Source organism: Thiohalobacter thiocyanaticus, assembly GCF_002356355.1.
Lineage (GTDB): Bacteria > Pseudomonadota > Gammaproteobacteria > Thiohalobacterales > Thiohalobacteraceae > Thiohalobacter > Thiohalobacter thiocyanaticus_A.
In genome coordinates this window covers 2700535-2718209 of record NZ_AP018052.1, presented here as the reverse complement: position 1 = coordinate 2718209, position 17675 = coordinate 2700535, and the positions used below count along the sequence as shown (strand labels likewise).

Sequence of the window (17675 nt, the reverse complement as noted above, 5' to 3'; positions counted from 1 at the left end):
GTTGCGCTGCGCTCCACCCATCCTACAATTGCAGCCGCCAGGCGATCTCCCCGCCCGCGCGCAGCGGAATGACCTTCGCATCCGCCAGCGGATAGCTTTCCGGCACCGTCCAGGGTTCGCGCACCAGGGTGATGGTATCGGTGTTGCGCGGCAGGCCGTAGAAGTCGGCGCCGTGATGACTGGCGAAGCCCTCCAGCTTGTCCAGGGCGTTGGCCTGCTCGAAGGCCTCGGCGTAGAACTCGATGGCGGCATGCGCGGTGTAGAGTCCGGCGCAGCCGCAGGCGCTTTCCTTGGCGTGCTGCGGATGCGGTGCGCTGTCGGTGCCGAGGAAGAACTTCGGGCTGCCGCTGGTGGCGGCGGTGATCAGCGCCTCGCGGTGGCTTTCGCGCTTGAGCACCGGCAGACAGTAGTAATGGGGACGGATGCCGCCGACCAGCATGGCGTTGCGGTTGTAGAGCAGATGATGGGCGGTCAGGGTCCCGGCCACGTTGGGGCCGCTGCCCTGGACGAACTCGATGCCCTGACGCGTGGTGATGTGCTCCAGCACCAGCTTGAGTTCGGGCAGGCGCCGTACCAGCGGTTCCAGGTGGCGCTCGATGAAGACCGCCTCGCGATCGAAGATGTCGATGTCCGGATCGGTCACCTCGCCGTGGACCAGCAGCGGCAGGCCGGCCTCGGCCATCGCCTCCAGGGTGGGCAGGGTGTGCTGGATGTCGGTCACCCCGGCATCGGAATGGGTGGTGGCGCCGGCCGGATACAGCTTGACGGCGTACACATGGCCGCTGGCCGCGGCAGTGCGGATCTCCTCCGGGCTCAGGTTGTCGGTGAGATACAGGGTCATCAGCGGGGTGAAGTCCACCCCCGCGGGCACCGCGGCCAGGATGCGCTCGCGGTAGTCCAGCGCCTGGTGCGTGCTCACCACGGGCGGTTTGAGATTGGGCATGATGATGGCCCGCCCGCACTGGCGGGCGCTGTGCGGCACCACGTCGGCCAGCACCGGGCCATCGCGCAGGTGCAGGTGCCAGTCGTCGGGGCGGGTGAGGGTGAGTTGCATAAAGCGGCTCCGATTCGGTCGCCTGCCGGAGGGTTCCGATGCGCCTCCGGCAATGATAGCGTCCTTGTTTTGGAAGGGTTTTTTTGTTCAGTACTGTGACATGCCTCCGCCCTTCTGCCTTGACCTGACGGGACAAAACACAGATCATATCGCGCTTGTTTTGATTCGGGTATCCCATGCGGACCCCGGCGCGTGTTCCCTGCGCGTCCATATCCAGCTGATGCGCCGTATTTTTGGCGTACTCAGGGTATCCCCAGCGTGAGATCCAAGGGAGTTTCATGAACGTCGCGGACAAGAAACGGCTACTGCGCGAAATGCTTTTTGCGCGGCGCTTTGAAGAACGCTGCTACGAGGCTTATGTCGAGCGCAAGATCGGCGGCTTCCTGCATCTGTATCCCGGCCAGGAGGCCTGCGCCTTCGGCGTGATGGAAGCGGCGCGCCCGGGCCGGGACTATGTGATCACCGGCTATCGCGACCACGTCCACGCCATCAAATGCGGCGCCGACCCCAAGGCCGTGATGGCCGAGCTGTTCGCCAAGGAGACCGGCTGCAGCCGGGGCCGCGGCGGTTCCATGCATATATTTGATGTCGAGCACCGTTTCATGGGCGGCTACGCCCTGGTCGGCGGCCCCTTCCCGCTGGCCGCCGGCATGGCCAAGGCCATCAAGATGAAGGGCGACGACGACATCGCCATCTGCTTTCTGGGCGACGCCGCCAACAACCAGGGCACCTTCCACGAGTCGCTCAACATGGCCGCGCTGTGGGATCTGCCGGTGCTGTATGTGTGCGAGAACAACCTCTACGGCATCGGCACCCGCATCGACCGTTCCACCGCGGTGGTCGAGCAGTACAAGCGCGTGGATGCCTACGGCATCCCCTCGGCCCAGGTCGACGGCCAGGACATCGAGGTGGTGTTCAAGGCCGCGCAGAAGGCGGTCAAGCATGTGCGTTCCGGCAAGGGGCCGTACTTCCTGGAACTGCTCACCTACCGTTACCGCGGCCATTCCATGTCCGACTCCAACGCCTACCGCTCCAAGGACGAGGAGAAGATGTGGAGCAAGCGCGATCCCATCATCATGCTGCGCGACCGGCTGATCGAGGCCGGCGAGATCACCAAGGACGACTACAAGGCGATGGACACCGAGATCCTGGACCAGATCGAGGACGAGATCATCGCCCATGCCGAGAGCTCGCCCGAACCCAAGGTGCAGGAGCTGGAGAAATACACCCTGGCCGAGAACGATCCCTGGGTGCGCGGAGGTAGGAACTGATGGCAGAACTGATGTACTGGGAAGCGATCCGTCGCGCCCACGACGAGGAGATGGCCAACGACCCGCTCGTGATCTGCATGGGCGAGGACATCGGCATGGCCGGCGGCACCTACAAGGCCACCCAGGGCCTGTACGACAAGTACGGCGCCGAGCGGGTCATCGATACCCCGATCTCGGAGAACGGCTACACCGGCCTGGGCATCGGCGCCTCCTTCCTGGGCGTGCGGCCGATCATCGAGATCATGTCGGTCAACTTCGCCTGGCTGGCGCTGGACCAGCTGTTCAACTCCGCGGCCAAGGTGCGCTACATGTCCGGCGGCCAGCTGGAGGCACCGGTGGTGGTGCGCTCGCCCGGCGGCACCGCCCACCAGCTCGGCGCCCAGCACTCGGCGCGCATGGAGAAGGTGTTCATGGGCATTGCCGGCCTGCGCGTGGTGACCCCGAGCAATCCGCGCCAGGCCTACGGCCTGCTCAAATCCGCCGTGCGCTGCAACGATCCGGTCTACATCAACGAACACGAACTGATGTACAACCTCAAGGGCGAGGTGCCGGACGAGGAATACTTCCACCCGCTGGAAGGCTCGGAGGTGGCGCGTGAAGGGAAGGATGTCACCCTGTTCGGCTACAACATCTCCGTGCACTGGTGCCTGCAGGCGGCCGAGACGCTGTCGAAGCAGCACGGCATCGAGGCCGAGGTGGTCGATCTCTATGCCCTGAGTCCGCTGGATCGGGCCGGTATCCGCGCCTCGGTGGGCAAGACCCACCGCGCCGTGATCGTCGAGGAGGCCGAGGCCCCCGTCGGCGTTGGCTCCGAGGTGATGGCAATCATCAATGAAGAGTGCTTCTTCGAACTCGACGCTGCGCCGGTGCGTGTCTCCGCGGCGAATGTTCCCATACCCTACAACCACACCCTGGAGCGGGCGGCGATCCCCAAGGTCGACGACGTGGTGGCGGCCGTGCGGAAGATGTTCGGGAAGTAAAGCGAGACACAAGATACAAGCACGAAACTCTTTGCACTTATCGGATGCTTGTGTCTTGCATAAACGGCGCACGTTCAAGCCGGTTAACACTCGTCATTGCGAGGAACGAAGTGACGCGGCAATCTCCAATCGACTGACTCTGCAGCATGAGATTGCCGCGCTGCGCTCGCAAGGACGACCAGAGCAAGTGCCGTGCGTATCTTGCATCTGTATCTTGCAACTGATCAGAGATCATCCATGTCAGATCCCTACGTAATCAAGATGCCCCAGCTCTCGGACACCATGACCGAGGGCGTGATCGTGAGCTGGGAGAAGAACATCGGCGATCGTGTCAGCCGCGGCGACATCGTCGCCACGGTCGAGACCGACAAGGCCATCATGGATGTGGAGGTGTTCCGCGAAGGGTACCTGTCCGGTCCCGTCGCGCCGGTCGACAGCACCGTGCCGGTGGGCGAAGCCATCGCCTACATCGTCGCTTCCAGCGAGGAAGTGCAGGAAGGCGAGGCCGAGGCGCCCGCCGCGCCGGCAGCCGCTGAAACCGGCGGCGGGGAAGCGCAGGCGCAGGAGGGGGAATCCGCCGCTGCAGCAGAGCCGGCCGCCGCGCAGGCCCCTGCCGGCAGCCGGGAACCCGAAGGCGCTCTGCATACCATCAAGATGCCGCAGCTCTCCGATACCATGACCGAGGGCGTGGTGGTGAGTTGGGAGAAGCAGCCCGGCGATGAGATCAAACGCGGCACCGTGGTGGCCCAGGTCGAGACCGACAAGGCCATCATGGACGTCGAGGTGTTCAAGGAAGGCTACCTGTCCGGCCCCATCGCGCCGGTGGACAGCACCGTGCCGGTGGGTGAGCCGCTGGCCTACCTGGTGGCCGAGTCCGGCCAGGTGGTGACCGGGGAGGCCGCGCCTGCCACCGCGAAGCAGCCGGCCGGGAAGGCGGAAGCCGCTGCGTCCGCGTCGTCCGCGGCGGCCGCCCCGGCCGCGCGGCCGTCCACCCCGGCCTCCGTTCCCGGCGGCACCCCGGCCCCGCGGCCGCAGGGCCGCGGCGCCACACCCTTCGCCCGCAAGGTTGCCGGCCAGCAGGGCGTGGATCTGAACACCGTGCCCGGCAGCGGCCCCGGCGGGGTCGTGGTCGCGGCGGATGTCGCCAACGCGCGGCCCGCTGCCGGCGCCGCCGCCCCTGGCGGCTTCCCCGAGGTGGATGTGCCGGGCGAGGGTCGGAAGATGAACAAGCTGGAGGCGGCCATCAGCCGCTCCATGACCGAGTCACTGTCCATCCCCAGCTTCCATGTCACCAGCCACATCAAGCTGGGTGGCCTGATCAAGGCCGCCAAGGCCAAGGGCGTGTCGGTTACGGTCGCCATCGCCAAGGCCTGCGCCGAGGCGATGCAGCAGCATCCGAAGATGAACTGGTGCTACAAGCCGCAGGATCAGCTGGTCGAGCGCAGTAACGTGGATGTCGGCATGGCCGTGGCCGTCGAGGGCGGCCTGGTGGTGCCGGTGCTGCGCGGCTGTGAGTCGCGCAGCCTGGAGGAACTCAACGAGGACTGGCAGGACCTGGTCGAGCGTGCCCGCAAGCGCCGGCTCAAGCCCGAGGAGTATTCCGGTTCGACCTTCCAGGTCTCCAACATGGGCATGTTCGGCGTCAGCCATTTCGATGCCATCGCCACGCCGGGCATCGCGGCCATACTCGCCATCTCCGCCGACACCGAGCAGGGCAGTCCCTTCACCATCACCGGCGATCACCGGGTGGTGAACGGCGCCGATGTGGCCCTGTATCTCAAGGACCTGAAGGCGCTCATCGAGGCGCCCGAGTCCTGGATGGGCCCGAGCGGCCCGGCCATCCCCGAGGGCGACTGGGACTATGACGTCGTGGTCATCGGCGGCGGCCCCGGCGGCGAGGACTGCGCCCGCGACCTGGCCGGTCACGGCCACAAGGTGGCGCTGATCAACGACTCGCCCTTCCCCGGCGGCGAGTGCCTGTGGCGCGGCTGCATCCCCTCCAAGGCCTGGCGCGCGGCGGCCGACCGCATCCGCGACCGCGGCCATGATGCCGACCTGGGCATCCAGGGCACCAACCAGGCGAAACTGGAATGGAAGACCCTGGAGGCGCATCGGCGCAACGTGCTGGAGACGCGCGGCCAGATGGCGCTGAAGACCGACAAGGGCGTTAAGATCAATTACATCCAGGGCTATGGCCGCTTCGTCGACGATCATCATGTGATGATCGATACCGGCGGCAACCAGGACGATCCGCACAGCCGCGCCACAGCCGGTGACGGCAAGCAGACCAAGACGGTCAGTTTCGGCTGCGCCGTCATCGCCACCGGCGCGCCGCCCTTCGTGCCGCCCATCGACGGCGCCCGCGAGGGCCTGGAGTCGGGTTCTGTCCTGACCTCGGATACCGTCTGGATGCTGGACACCCCGCCGAAAAAACTGGTGGTGGTCGGCGGCGGCGCCATCGGCGTGGAGATGGCGCAGATCTTCCAGGACTTCGGCGCCGAGGTCACCCTGCTGGAGGCGCAGGACCGCATCCTGGCCGAGGTCGAGCCCGAGATCGCCAAGCACCTGACCCAGGTATTGAACGACGATCCGCGCCTTTCCGTGCACACCGCGGTCAAGCTGGAGAAGATCAGCGGCAAGCCAGGCGCGGTGACCGCGAAATACACCGACAGCGAGGGCAAGTCGCACCAGCTCAAGGCCGACTACGTCATCATGGCCACCGGCAAGCGCCCCGAGATCGACGGCCTCAATCTGGACAAGGCCGGCATCGCCACCGACGGCCCGGCCGTGAAGGTCGATGCCCGCTGCCGCACCAGCGTGGGTCACATCTTCGCCATCGGCGATGTCATCGGCGGCCTGATGCTGGCACACACCGCCGCCCAGCAGGGGCGGGTGGCCGCCATGAGCATCCTGGGCGAGGACATGAAGTACGACCAGGACAAGGACTGCGGCGTGATCTTCACCCGCCCCGAGGCCGGCTTCGTCGGCCTGTCGGTGGCGCAGGCGAAGGAGAAGGGCATCGACGCGGTCGAGGCCAAGGTGCCGATGAACATCGATGCCAAGGCGATGATCAACCGGGAGGAGCACGGCCTGATCAAGCTGGTCGCCGACAAGGCCACCGGCCGCATCATCGGCGTGCACTTCCTGGCCGACCACACCGACACCCTGATCGGCGAGGCGGTGATGATGGTCAGCGCAGGACTCACCCTGGAGCAGGTCGGCAACGCCATCCACCCGCACCCGACCCAGACCGAACTGTTCGGCGAACTGGCGCGGCGGCTGCTGTCGCGGTTGCGGCGCAGTGCGAAGGTCAAGGCGAAATAAGGAAGGGTAACCGCCAAGACGCCGAGGGCGCCAAGGAAAGGCGTGAACCGCCAAGGCGCCAAGGGCGCCAAGAAAGTATGTAATGCGAAATTTCGCAGGCACGCACAGGGAGGTGCGTATGGAACCGTCCGTCGAACTGGATGGGGTGGCACGACAGGTTATCGGGGCTGCCATCGAAGTGCATCGTACGCTGGGGCCGGGTTATCTGGAATCCGTATATGAAGAGGCTCTGGCTGTGGAACTGGAGTCCCTGGGTATCGAGTGTGATCGTCAGGTGCCTGTATCCATAGATTACAAGGGCAGGGTTGTTGGTGAGGCCCGGCTGGACCTGGTGGTTGCTGACAAGCTGGTGATTGAACTGAAGGCAGTTGATGCCTTGCTGCCGATTCATCAGGCGCAGGTTTTGTCTTATCTGAAGGCGACCCGGCGACAGCTCGGTCTGCTGATTAATTTCAATGTAGGCGTTCTCCGCAACGGGGTGAAAAGGGTTGTGTTGTCGCAGCGGGCGGAGACTTGATTACCTGCTGCTATGATTGATAATTCGCAGTGCCCGATCATTGAATAACCTTGGCGCCCTTGGCGTCTTGGCGGTTCACAAGTCTTTCCTTGGCGCCCTTGGCGTCTTGGCGGTTCAATAACGAGGTCTACCCAATGTCCAACGTCAACAAAGTCGTGCTGGCCTATTCCGGCGGCCTGGATACCTCGGTCATCCTCAAATGGCTGGAGGATACCTACAACTGCGAGGTGGTGACCTTCACCGCCGACATCGGCCAGGGCGAGGAGGTCGAGCCGGCGCGGGAGAAGGCGAAGGCCATGGGCGTCAAGGAGATCTACATCGAGGACCTGCGCGAGGAGTTCGCCCGCGACTATGTGTTCCCGATGTTTCGCGCCAACACCATCTATGAAGGCGAGTACCTGCTCGGCACCTCCATCGCCCGGCCGCTGATCGCCAAGCGTCTGGTGGAGATCGCCAACGAGACCGGCGCCGACGCCATCGCCCACGGCGCGACCGGTAAGGGCAACGATCAGGTGCGCTTCGAACTGGGCGCCTATGCGCTGAAGCCCGACGTGAAGGTGATCGCGCCCTGGCGCGAGTGGGACCTGCTGTCGCGCGAAAAGCTCATGGCCTATGCGAAGGAACACGACATCCCGGTCGATTTCGCCAAGGCCGGCAAGAAGTCGCCCTATTCCATGGATGCCAATTCCCTGCACATCTCCTACGAGGGCGGCATCCTCGAGGATCCCTGGGCCGAACCGGAGGAGGACATGTGGCGCTGGACCGTGTCGCCGGAGCAGGCGCCGGATACCCCCACCTATATCGAACTGACCTACCAGAAGGGCGACGTGGTTGCCATCGACGGCAAGAAGGTCACGCCGGGGCAGGTGATGGAGCAGCTGAATAAAATCGGCGGCGACAACGGCATCGGCCGCGCCGATATCGTCGAGAACCGCTATGTCGGCATGAAATCGCGCGGCGCCTACGAGACGCCGGGCGGCACCATCCTGCTCAAGGCCCACCGCGCCATCGAATCCCTGACCCTGGACCGCGAGGTCGCGCATCTGAAGGACGAACTGATGCCGCGCTACGCCGAGCTGATCTACAACGGCTACTGGTGGAGCCCGGAGCGCGAGATGCTGCAGGAGATGATCGACGCCTCGCAGCAGACCGTGAACGGCAAGGTGCGGCTGAAACTCTACAAGGGCAATGTCATCGTGGTCGGCCGCCAGTCCGACTCCGACAGCCTGTTCGACGAATCCATCGCCACCTTCGAGGACGATGCCGGCGCCTATGATCAGAAGGACGCCGAGGGCTTCATCAAACTCAACGCCCTGCGTCTGCGCATCGCCGCGCGACGGCGGCGGTGATTATAAAAGAGCGCCACGGAATACACGGAAGCCACGGAAAATTCCATATTGTTCACTTCGAACCTTGTGTAGGTCGGGTTGGCGCAGCGTAACCCGACGGGTTCGGCGCCAATGTCGGGTCACGCCTCACGGGCTAACCCCACCTACGGATCGCAATCATTAAAAAATCAATTTTGTCCGTGTTTTCCGTGTATTCCGTGGCGCTCTTCTCTTTCGATCTTCTCGGTCAGGCCGGCTCGGCGCGCTTGTCCAGCAGCGTGGCCTGGACCGAACGCGCGCGCTGGCGGCCGGTCGGCTGCAGGCGCCTGTAGTCGCCGTCGCGCTGCAGGACCCAGGCCTGGGTATTGTCGGACAGGTACAACTCCAGCCCTTCCTTGATGATCTGCTTCTTCAGCTGCGGCTGTTCGATGGGGAAGGCGATCTCCACCCGGCGGTAGAAATTGCGGTCCATCCAGTCGGCGCTGGACAGGTACAGTTCCTCCTCCTCCCCGCCGTTGCGGAAATAGAACACCCGGGTGTGCTCGAGGAAGCGCCCGACGATGGAGCGGACCTGGATGTTGTCGGACACTCCCGGCACCCCCGGACGCAGGCAGCAGATGCCGCGTACGATCAGGTCGATCCTCACCCCGGCCTGCGAGGCCTGGTACAGGGCACGGATGACCTGCGGCTCGATCAGGGCGTTCATCTTGGCGATGATGCGCGCCGGTTCCCCGGCCGCGGCCCGTTCGGCCTCGCGCTCGATCTTGCGTAGCAACTCCTTGTGCAGGGTGAAGGGCGACTGCAGCAGCTTGCGCAGGGCCTTGACCTTGCCCAGGCTGGTGAGCTGCTGGAATACCCGGTGCACGTCCTCGCCCAGGATCTTGTCGGCCGACAGCAGCCCGTAGTCGGTATAGAGCCGCGCGGTGCGGGCGTGGTAATTGCCTGTACCCAGATGCACGTAATGGCGCAGGCCACGGCCCTCGCGCCGGGTGATCAGCATCATCTTGACGTGGGTCTTGTAGCCGACCACGCCGTAAACCACATGGGCGCCGGCCTCCTGCAGCCGGTTGGCAAGCTGAATGTTGGCCTCCTCGTCGAAGCGCGCCCGCAGTTCCACCACCACCGTGACCTCCTTGCCGGCGCGGGCGGCCTCCACCAGGGCGTCGACGATCGCCGAATCGGGGCCGGTGCGGTACAGGGTCTGCTTGATGGCCAGTACATCAGGGTCGGCTGCCGCCTGGCGCAGGAACTCCACAACGGGGACGAAGGACTCGAAGGGGTGATGCAGCAGGATATCCTTGCGTGACAGGGTATCGAAGATACTCTGCTCGGTGTTCAGGAGACTGCTGCGGCCCGGCTTGAACGGCGGGTACTTGAGGTCCGGGCGCTCGACCAGGTCGGCGATGGCGAACAGCCGGTTGAGGTTGACCGGCCCGTTGACCTGGTACAGGTCAGCCTCGTCGAGTCCGAACTGTCGCAGCAGATAGTTGGCCATGTCCGCGCTGCAGTTGTCGGCCACCTCCAGACGCACGGCATCGCCATAGCGCCGCGCCAGCAGTTCGCCCTCCATGGCCCGCATCAGGTCGTCGATTTCCTCCTCGTCCACGAACAGGTCGCTGTTGCGGGTGACCCGGAACTGGTAGCAGCCGGTGACGGTCATGCCGGGGAACAGGTCGTCGACGAAGGCATGGATGATGGAGGACAGGAACACGTAGTTGTATTCACCGGCGGCGAGGTCAGACGGCAGCGGGATCAGGCGCGGCAGCGAGCGCGGTGCCTGCACGATGGCCACGCCGCTGGAACGGCCGAAGGCGTCCTTGCCCTCCAGCGAGACGATGAAGTTCAGGCTCTTGTTCAGGATGCGTGGAAATGGATGGGCCGGGTCCAGCCCCAGCGGGCTCAGCACCGGCACCAGTTCCCGGTTGAAGTAGTTCCTGACCCACTCGGCCTGCGTCTCGCTCCAGTGGGTGCGGCGCACGAAACGGATGCCGCGCTCGCGCAGGGCCGGGATCAGTTCTTCATTGAGCACGAAATACTGCTGCTCGACCAGCTGGTGGGCCTCACGGCTGATGGCGGCCAGGATCTCGCCCGGACTGAAGTTGTCGGTGCCGGCCTGGACCGAGCCGGATTCGACCTTCTGCTTCAGGCCGGCCACCCGGATCTCGAAGAACTCGTCCAGGTTGGTGCTGGAGATGCAGAGAAACTTCAGCCGTTCCAGCAGCGGGGTGTTGGGATCGCGCGCCTGTTCCAGCACCCGTTTGTTGAACTGCAGCAGGCTGAGTTCGCGGTTGATGTAGAGATCCGGGTGATTGAGATCGGGGGTGTCCATGCGCGCCTTTGCCTCTGGCTCGTTGCCTGCCTTGTGATTATGCCGGATCGGCCGGCGGACGTAATCCTGCAGGCGGGAGTCGTCACGAAATTGTCATGAACCGGTGAGCCTGCACCGGGCCGCTGCATGCGCCCTGACCGGCCGATTTCGACAGTGTAACAAAACTGTCATGTTCCTGGCCTAGGCTGTGCGGCATGTCAGACGTCCCAGCCAATTCCTCCTCCGTCATCGACCGCATCCCCGCGGCCAGCCAGCGGCGCCGGCGCCGCTGGCGCATGTTCAAGGACGGCGCGGCCCGGCACGGCGTCACCGTGGGCGGCATCGGGGTGATCATCGCCGTGGTGCTGATCTTCTTCTACCTGCTTTATGTGGTTCTGCCGCTGCTCAAGCCCGGTTCGGCCGAGCCCGTGACCGACTACACCGCACCCGGCAGCGGTGAGACCCTGCACCTGGCCATGGAGGAACAGGGCGAGATCGCCGTGCGCTTCACCAGCGCCGGCGAAGCGGTCTTCTTCCGGACCCGAAACGGAACCCCGGTGGCTCGCTTCGCAGTGCCGCTGCCGGAGGGTGCGGAGATCAGCACCTTCGCCGCCGGTGCGCCCGAGAGCAGGATCGTGGCCTACGGCCTGTCCGACGGTACCGCGCTGCTGGTCCGGCACGATTACCGGATCAGTTATCCCGGCGATGAGCGCCTGATCACGCCCGAGCTGCACTACCCGCTGGGACGCGAACCGCTGGAGGTCACTCCCGACGGGGCGGCACTGACGCACCTGGCGGTGCAGAGCGGTGAGGAATCGACCACCCTGGTCGGCCTGACGGCCGCTGGCAATCTGCAACTGAGCCGCATCCGCCTGGAAACCTCCTTCCTGGGCGATGAAACCGAAATGGTGCGCAGCCACCAGCGCCTGCCGCTGACCCTGACCGGGCCGCAGTTTCTGCAGGTCAATCCCCAGCAGCGCATTCTCTACGTGGCCAACCGCGACGGTGAACTGGCCCGCTATGACATCGCTGGCGGCGATGCGCCGGTATTGCTCGAGCAGATCTCGATCAGCGAGCACGGCGCGGAATTGACCCGCCTGGAACTGCTGACCGGCGGCATTTCGCTGCTGGCGGGGCATGCCAACGGACGTATCAGCCAGTGGTTCAGCGTCCCGGATCCCGACAGCAAGCGCGAGCAGCTGCGCCGCATCCGAGGTTTCGATGCCCACGCCAGTCCGGTGACCGCCATCGCCCCCGAGCACGCCCGCAAGGGACTGCTCGCGGCCGACGCGCAGGGACGCATCACGGTCTATCACACCACCGCGCACAATATCGTGCTGGACCGGCAGGTGAGCGGGCAGCCCCTGCAGCGGGTGGCGGTCTCGCCGCGGGCGGATTACTGGCTGGCCGAGGATACCGGGGGACGGCTGCATTTCTGGGAGATCGACAACGAACACCCCGAGATCTCCTGGTCCTCGCTCTGGGGCAAGGTCTGGTATGAGAGCTATGACGAGCCGGCCCACATCTGGCAGTCCTCCTCGGCCTCGAACGACTTCGAACCCAAGTTCAGTCTGACCCCGCTGGCCTTCGGCACCCTGAAGGCGGCCTTCTACGCCATGCTGATCGGCACCCCGCTGGCCATCCTCGGTGCCATCTATACCTCCTATTTCATGGCGCCGAAGATGCGCGGCTCGATCAAGCCCACCATCGAGATCATGGAGGCCCTGCCGACCGTGATCCTGGGCTTCCTGGCCGGCCTGTGGCTGGCACCCTACATCGAGGATCATCTGCCCGGGGTATTCAGCCTGCTCATCATCATGCCCTTCGGGGTGCTGCTGTTCGCCTGGTTCTGGCATCGCTTGCCCGAACGCATCCGCACGACCGTGCCCGATGGCTGGGAGGCGGCGCTGCTGATCCCGGTGGTCCTGTTCTGGTCCTGGCTCTCGCTCGGGCTGAGTCCGCTGATGGAGGCATGGCTGTTCGGCGGCGACATGCGGCTGTGGCTGAAAAGCGAACTGGGGCTGGACTTCGATCAGCGCAACTCCATTGTGGTCGGCCTGGCCATGGGCTTTGCGGTGATCCCGACTATTTTCTCCATCGCCGAAGACGCCATCTTCAACGTCCCCCGGCACCTTACCTCGGGCTCGCTGGCGCTGGGCGCCACGCCCTGGCAGACGCTCACCCGGGTGGTGCTGCTCACGGCCAGCCCCGGCATCTTCTCCGCCGTGATGATCGGTATGGGCCGGGCGGTGGGCGAGACCATGATCGTCCTCATGGCCACCGGCAACACGCCGGTGATGGACATGAACATCTTCCAGGGCATGCGCACCCTGTCGGCCAACATCGCCGTGGAAATGCCCGAATCCGAGGTCGCCAGCACTCACTACCGGGTCCTGTTCCTGGCGGCGCTGGTGCTGTTCCTGTTCACCTTTGTGGTCAATACCCTGGCCGAACTCGTGCGTCAGCGCCTGCGGCGCAAGTACGCGAGTCTGTAAGCGAGGTCCATGTCCGTGCAACGCAGCAACATCGGCAACTGGTTCAGGAGCGGCACCCCCTGGATCTGGCTCAACGCGGCTGCGGTCAGCGCCAGCCTGATCATGGTCGTGGGCCTGCTCGGCCTGATCGCGGTGCGCGGGCTGGTGCATTTCTGGCCGAATGCCCTGGTCGAATTCGATTATGTGCAGCCGAATGGTGAAACGCTGCATGTCATCGGCGAGATCCAGGACAGTGAAATCGTGCCGCGGGCTCGCATCGAGGCCTCCGGGGTCGATGTGCCCGGCACTGCCGTCGAGGTGAAACGGCTGCTGATCAAGACCGGCAACCGCGATCACCTCGGCCTGGATTTCCGCTGGCTGGTCGAGCCGCTGGTGCAGGATCGCCGCATGCCCCGGGAACTGATCGCCGTTGAACGCTACGAATGGGGCAATTTCTACGGTTATCTGCAGGCCGTGAAGGAGAACGGCCAGGTGGTCGCGCAGGGCGATGCCGCCTGGCAGGCGTTGCAGGCACGGCTGGCGCGGGCCGGGGAACTGCAGCATCGGATCGAGGCGATCGAGAAAGGCCGCATCGGCGACGTCAACTATGCCATGGAGCAGCTGCGCCTGAAGCAACGCCGCCTGGAACTGGAGGGCCGGGATACACCGGAGAATCTGGCGGCGATCGAGGCGGAGCGGGCGCGCCTGGATGCCGACTACAAGGTGCTGCAGCAGCAACTGGGCGATCTCTACCGCCAGCTGCGCCGCGACAGTTTCACTGCCACCATCATGGACGGCCGCGAGGTGGAAGTGCCGCTGGCCAAGGTGGTGCGCGCCTATCGTCCCAACGCCATGCATCTGGGCGACAAGATCGGTTTCTATTTCGCCAAGCTGTGGGAGTTTGTCAGCGACGAACCGCGCGAGGCCAACACCGAGGGTGGCATCTTTCCGGCCATCTTCGGTACCGTCACCATGGTGATCCTGATGTCGGTGTTCGTCACGCCCTTCGGCGTGATCGCGGCCGTCTATCTGCGCGAGTATGCCAAACAGGGGCCGCTGACCCGCACCATCCGCATCGCGGTCAACAACCTCGCCGGCGTGCCCTCGATCGTCTACGGCGTATTCGGCCTCGGGTTCTTCGTCTATTTCCTCGGCGGCAGCATCGACGACCTGTTCTTCCCCGAGGCGCAGCCGGCCCCGACCTTCGGCACGCCGGGCCTGTTCTGGGCCTCGCTCACCCTGGCTCTGCTGACCCTGCCGGTGGTGATTGTCGCCACCGAGGAAGGGCTGTCGCGCATCCCCAAGTCGATCCGCGAGGGCAGCCTGGCGCTCGGGGCGACCAAGGCGGAGACGCTGTGGCGCACCGTGCTGCCGATGGCCAGCCCGGCCATGATGACCGGGCTGATTCTGGCCGTGGCGCGCGCTGCCGGTGAGGTGGCGCCGCTGATGCTGGTCGGGGTGGTCAAGCTCGCGCCCTCGCTGCCGGTGGACGGCAATCCGCCGTTCGTGCATCTGGAGCGCAAGTTCATGCACCTGGGCTTCCATATCTATGACGTCGGCTTCCAGAGCCCCAACGTGGAGGCTGCCCGGCCGCTGGTCTATGCCACCGCGCTGCTGCTGGTGCTGGTCATCGTGGTGCTGAATCTTGCCGCCATCGCCATCCGCAACCGGCTGCGGGAACAGTTCAAATCGTTTGACCAGGGCTGACCCGGCCCGAGCGAAGGTAATGCAATGATGAGTGAACAGACCAAGACCCATGCCATCGATCCGCATCTGGTTGAGCGACGCGAGGCGCTGAACATCGACCGGGAAGACATCTGCCTGGAGGTGCAGGGCCTGGACCTGTATTACGGCCAGAGCCAGGCGTTGAAACAGATCAGCATGGCCATACCGCGCAATCGCGTGACCGCCTATATCGGGCCCAGCGGCTGCGGCAAGTCAACCCTGCTGCGCTGCTTCAACCGGATGAACGATCTGGTCGACGGCGTGCGCATCGAGGGCAGTATCCGGCTCGACGGCGAGGACATCTATGCCCGCTCCACCAACGTGGCCGACCTGCGCCGGCGTGTGGGCATGGTGTTCCAGAAGCCCAATCCCTTTCCCAAGAGCATCTACGAGAACGTCGCCTACGGGCTGCGGCTGCAGGGCATCAACAGCCGCCGCACCCTGGACGAGGTGGTGGAGAAGTCGCTGCGCGGCGCGGCCCTGTGGGACGAGGTCAAGGACCGGCTGCACGAGAGCGCCATGGGCCTGTCCGGCGGCCAGCAGCAGCGTCTGGTCATCGCCCGGGCCATCGCCATCGAGCCGGAGGTCATGCTGCTCGACGAGCCGGCCTCGGCACTGGATCCGATCTCCACCCTCAAGATCGAGGAACTCATCTACGAACTCAAGTCGAAATACACGATCGTGATCGTTACCCACAACATGCAGCAGGCGGCGCGCGTCTCCGACTATACTGCCTTCATGTACCTGGGCGAGCTGATCGAGTTCGGCGACACCAACACCATCTTCACCAACCCGACCCAGAAGATGACCGAGGACTACATCACCGGGCGCTACGGCTGATCGGCCGCGTTCCCGGACAGGCAGAGGTGAACGGCATGGACAAGAACAGCATCAGCCAGCACATATCGCGTCAGTACAATACCGAGCTCGAGGACATCCGCAACAAGGTGATGTCCATGGGCGGCATGGTCGAGCAGCAGGTCGTCGACGCGGTCCGTTCCCTGGTCGAGGGCGACGAGCGCCTGGCCGACGTCGTGGTCAACAACGACTACAAGGTCAATGCCATGGAAGTGGCCATCGACGAGGAGTGCAACGTCATCCTGGCCCGGCGCCAGCCGGCAGCGGGAGATCTGCGTCTGCTGGTGGCGGTGATCAAGACCATCACCGACCTGGAGCGCATCGGTGATGAGGCCGAGCGTATCGCCCGTATGGCCCTGCACATCAACGACAAGTCGCAGGTGGACCGTTTCCATGGCCGCATCGAGCACCTGGGGGAACTGGCCGGGAAGATGCTCAAGGGGGCGCTGAACACCTTCGCCCGCATGGACGCCGAGATGGCGGTGGAGGTCTGGCGCGAGGACCTGAAGCTGGACAAGGAGTACGACGGCATCATGCGCCAGCTGATCACCCTGATGATGGAGGACAACCGCAGCATCCCCAGCGCCCTGGATACCATGTGGGCGGCACGCTCGCTGGAGCGCATCGGCGACCGCGCCCGCAACATCTGCGAATACGTGATCTACCTGGTGCGCGGCAAGGACGTGCGCCACACCAGCCTGGAGCAGATGGAGGCCGAGGCGCGAAACAAGTAGTCGTCCGGGGACAGTATACTTAATTCTGAATTATGCAGCGGTCAGGAATATTGGCTACAGAACCGAAGACGCCGTCATTCCCGCGCAGGCGGGAATCCATATACCGCCGTGGTTACTGGATCCCCGCCTGCGCGGGGATGACGTTTAGTGTGGCTATATTCCTGACTCCTGAGTAAAAATATACTGTCCCCGCTTTCTAACTCAGCAGGAATTCCAGCAGCGCCTTCTGGGCGTGCAGGCGGTTTTCGGCCTCGTCCCAGACCACGCTCTGCGCGCTGTCCATGACGCCGGCGCTGACCTCTTCGCCGCGATGGGCGGGCAGGCAGTGCATGAACAGGGCCTCGCTGTCGGCGACGGCCAGCATCTCCTCGTTGACCTGAAAATCCTGGAAGGCCTCGCGGCGCTTGGCCTGTTCCTCTTCCTGGCCCATGCTGGCCCAGACATCGGTGGCGATCCAGTGGGCGCCCTGCGCCGCCTCCATGGGGTCGTGGAACAGCTGCACCCGCTCGCCTGCGGCTGCCAGGATGTCGGCATCGGGGGCGTAGTCCTGCGGGCAGCCCAGGCGCAGGTTGAAGTCGAACTGGCGCGCGGCGTTGATATAGGAATGGCACATGTTGTTGCCGTCGCCGATGTAGGTGACGGTGGCGCCGCGCACCTCGCCGCGATGCTCGACGAAGGTCTGCACGTCGGCCAGCAGCTGGCAGGGGTGGTACAGGTCGGTCAGGGCATTGATCACCGGCACCCGGGACTCGAAGGCGAAGCGCTCGATCTTGTCGTGCTCGTAGGTGCGGATGATCACGCAGTCGGCCATGCGCGACAGCACCCGCGCGGTGTCCTCCAGCGGCTCACCGCGCCCCAGCTGGGTGTCGCGCGGAGACAGGAACATGGCATGGCCGCCGAGCTGGGCCATGCCGGCCTCGAACGAGACCCGGGTCCGGGTCGAGGATTTCTCGAACACCATCGCCAGGGTCTTGTTCCTGAGCGGCTCGAAGATCTCGCCGTCATAGTGCTTCTGTTTCAGTTCGATGGCCCGGCGGATCAGGGTCTCCAGTTCGGCCGGAGACAGGTCCATCAGGGTGAGAAAGTGACGCACTGGCATGTT

Annotated in this window: 12 protein-coding genes; 9 read left to right on the top strand and 3 right to left on the bottom strand. The window is 64.7% G+C overall.

Annotated elements, in window-relative coordinates; all coding sequences use genetic code 11:
- Window positions 1-22: 22 nt before the first annotated feature.
- Window positions 23-1054 (bottom strand): dihydroorotase, encoded by a 1032-nt coding sequence (pyrC, locus tag CFK21_RS12510; RefSeq protein ID WP_096366970.1) that lies wholly within the window; start codon window positions 1052-1054, stop codon window positions 23-25.
- 278 nt (window positions 1055-1332) lie between these two features.
- On the opposite strand from pyrC, the gene pdhA reads away from it, so the two are divergent.
- From pdhA to CFK21_RS12485, 5 genes are all read left to right on the top strand, one after another.
- Window positions 1333-2325: a pyruvate dehydrogenase (acetyl-transferring) E1 component subunit alpha gene (gene pdhA, locus CFK21_RS12505; RefSeq protein WP_096366969.1), complete on the top strand. Its 993-nt coding sequence runs from the start codon at window positions 1333-1335 to the stop codon at window positions 2323-2325.
- The gene (locus CFK21_RS12500; RefSeq protein ID WP_096366968.1) at window positions 2325-3305 is read left to right on the top strand and encodes an alpha-ketoacid dehydrogenase subunit beta; all 981 of its coding nucleotides are present in this window, start codon (window positions 2325-2327) and stop codon (window positions 3303-3305) included. The genes pdhA and CFK21_RS12500 overlap by 1 nt, the downstream gene beginning before the upstream one ends.
- A 237-nt stretch (window positions 3306-3542) precedes the next feature.
- Window positions 3543-6629 (top strand): FAD-dependent oxidoreductase, encoded by a 3087-nt coding sequence (locus tag CFK21_RS12495; RefSeq protein WP_096366967.1) that lies wholly within the window; start codon window positions 3543-3545, stop codon window positions 6627-6629.
- 118 nt (window positions 6630-6747) lie between these two features.
- Window positions 6748-7146 (top strand): GxxExxY protein, encoded by a 399-nt coding sequence (locus CFK21_RS12490; RefSeq protein ID WP_096366966.1) that lies wholly within the window; start codon window positions 6748-6750, stop codon window positions 7144-7146.
- 134 nt (window positions 7147-7280) lie between these two features.
- Complete coding sequence (locus CFK21_RS12485; protein ID WP_096366965.1) at window positions 7281-8495, top strand: argininosuccinate synthase; 1215 nt, start codon at window positions 7281-7283, stop codon at window positions 8493-8495.
- Window positions 8496-8721: 226 nt separating this feature from the next.
- Here the strand turns inward: CFK21_RS12485 and ppk1 are convergent, their stop codons facing one another.
- Window positions 8722-10803 (bottom strand): polyphosphate kinase 1, encoded by a 2082-nt coding sequence (ppk1, locus tag CFK21_RS12480; protein ID WP_096366964.1) that lies wholly within the window; start codon window positions 10801-10803, stop codon window positions 8722-8724.
- 194 nt (window positions 10804-10997) lie between these two features.
- Between ppk1 and CFK21_RS12475 the strand changes: the two genes are divergently transcribed.
- Genes CFK21_RS12475 through phoU form a run of 4 tightly spaced genes read left to right on the top strand, consistent with a single transcriptional unit; the run spans window position 10998 to window position 16573 of the window.
- On the top strand, window positions 10998-13277 hold the full coding sequence (locus CFK21_RS12475) for an ABC transporter permease subunit (protein ID WP_197702956.1): 2280 nt from the start codon (window positions 10998-11000) through the stop codon (window positions 13275-13277).
- Between the two features lie 9 nt (window positions 13278-13286).
- Complete coding sequence (pstA, locus tag CFK21_RS12470; RefSeq protein WP_172844303.1) at window positions 13287-14963, top strand: phosphate ABC transporter permease PstA; 1677 nt, start codon at window positions 13287-13289, stop codon at window positions 14961-14963.
- 27 nt (window positions 14964-14990) lie between these two features.
- Window positions 14991-15821, top strand: a complete 831-nt coding sequence (gene pstB, locus CFK21_RS12465) for a phosphate ABC transporter ATP-binding protein PstB (RefSeq protein WP_172844334.1) — start codon at window positions 14991-14993, stop codon at window positions 15819-15821.
- A 35-nt stretch (window positions 15822-15856) separates the two neighbouring features.
- Window positions 15857-16573 (top strand): phosphate signaling complex protein PhoU, encoded by a 717-nt coding sequence (gene phoU, locus CFK21_RS12460; protein WP_096366961.1) that lies wholly within the window; start codon window positions 15857-15859, stop codon window positions 16571-16573.
- 196 nt (window positions 16574-16769) lie between these two features.
- Here phoU and argF read toward each other — a convergent pair whose 3' ends face one another.
- Window positions 16770-17672: an ornithine carbamoyltransferase gene (argF, locus tag CFK21_RS12455; RefSeq protein WP_096366960.1), complete on the bottom strand. Its 903-nt coding sequence runs from the start codon at window positions 17670-17672 to the stop codon at window positions 16770-16772.
- Between the last annotated feature and the right edge of the window lie 3 nt (window positions 17673-17675).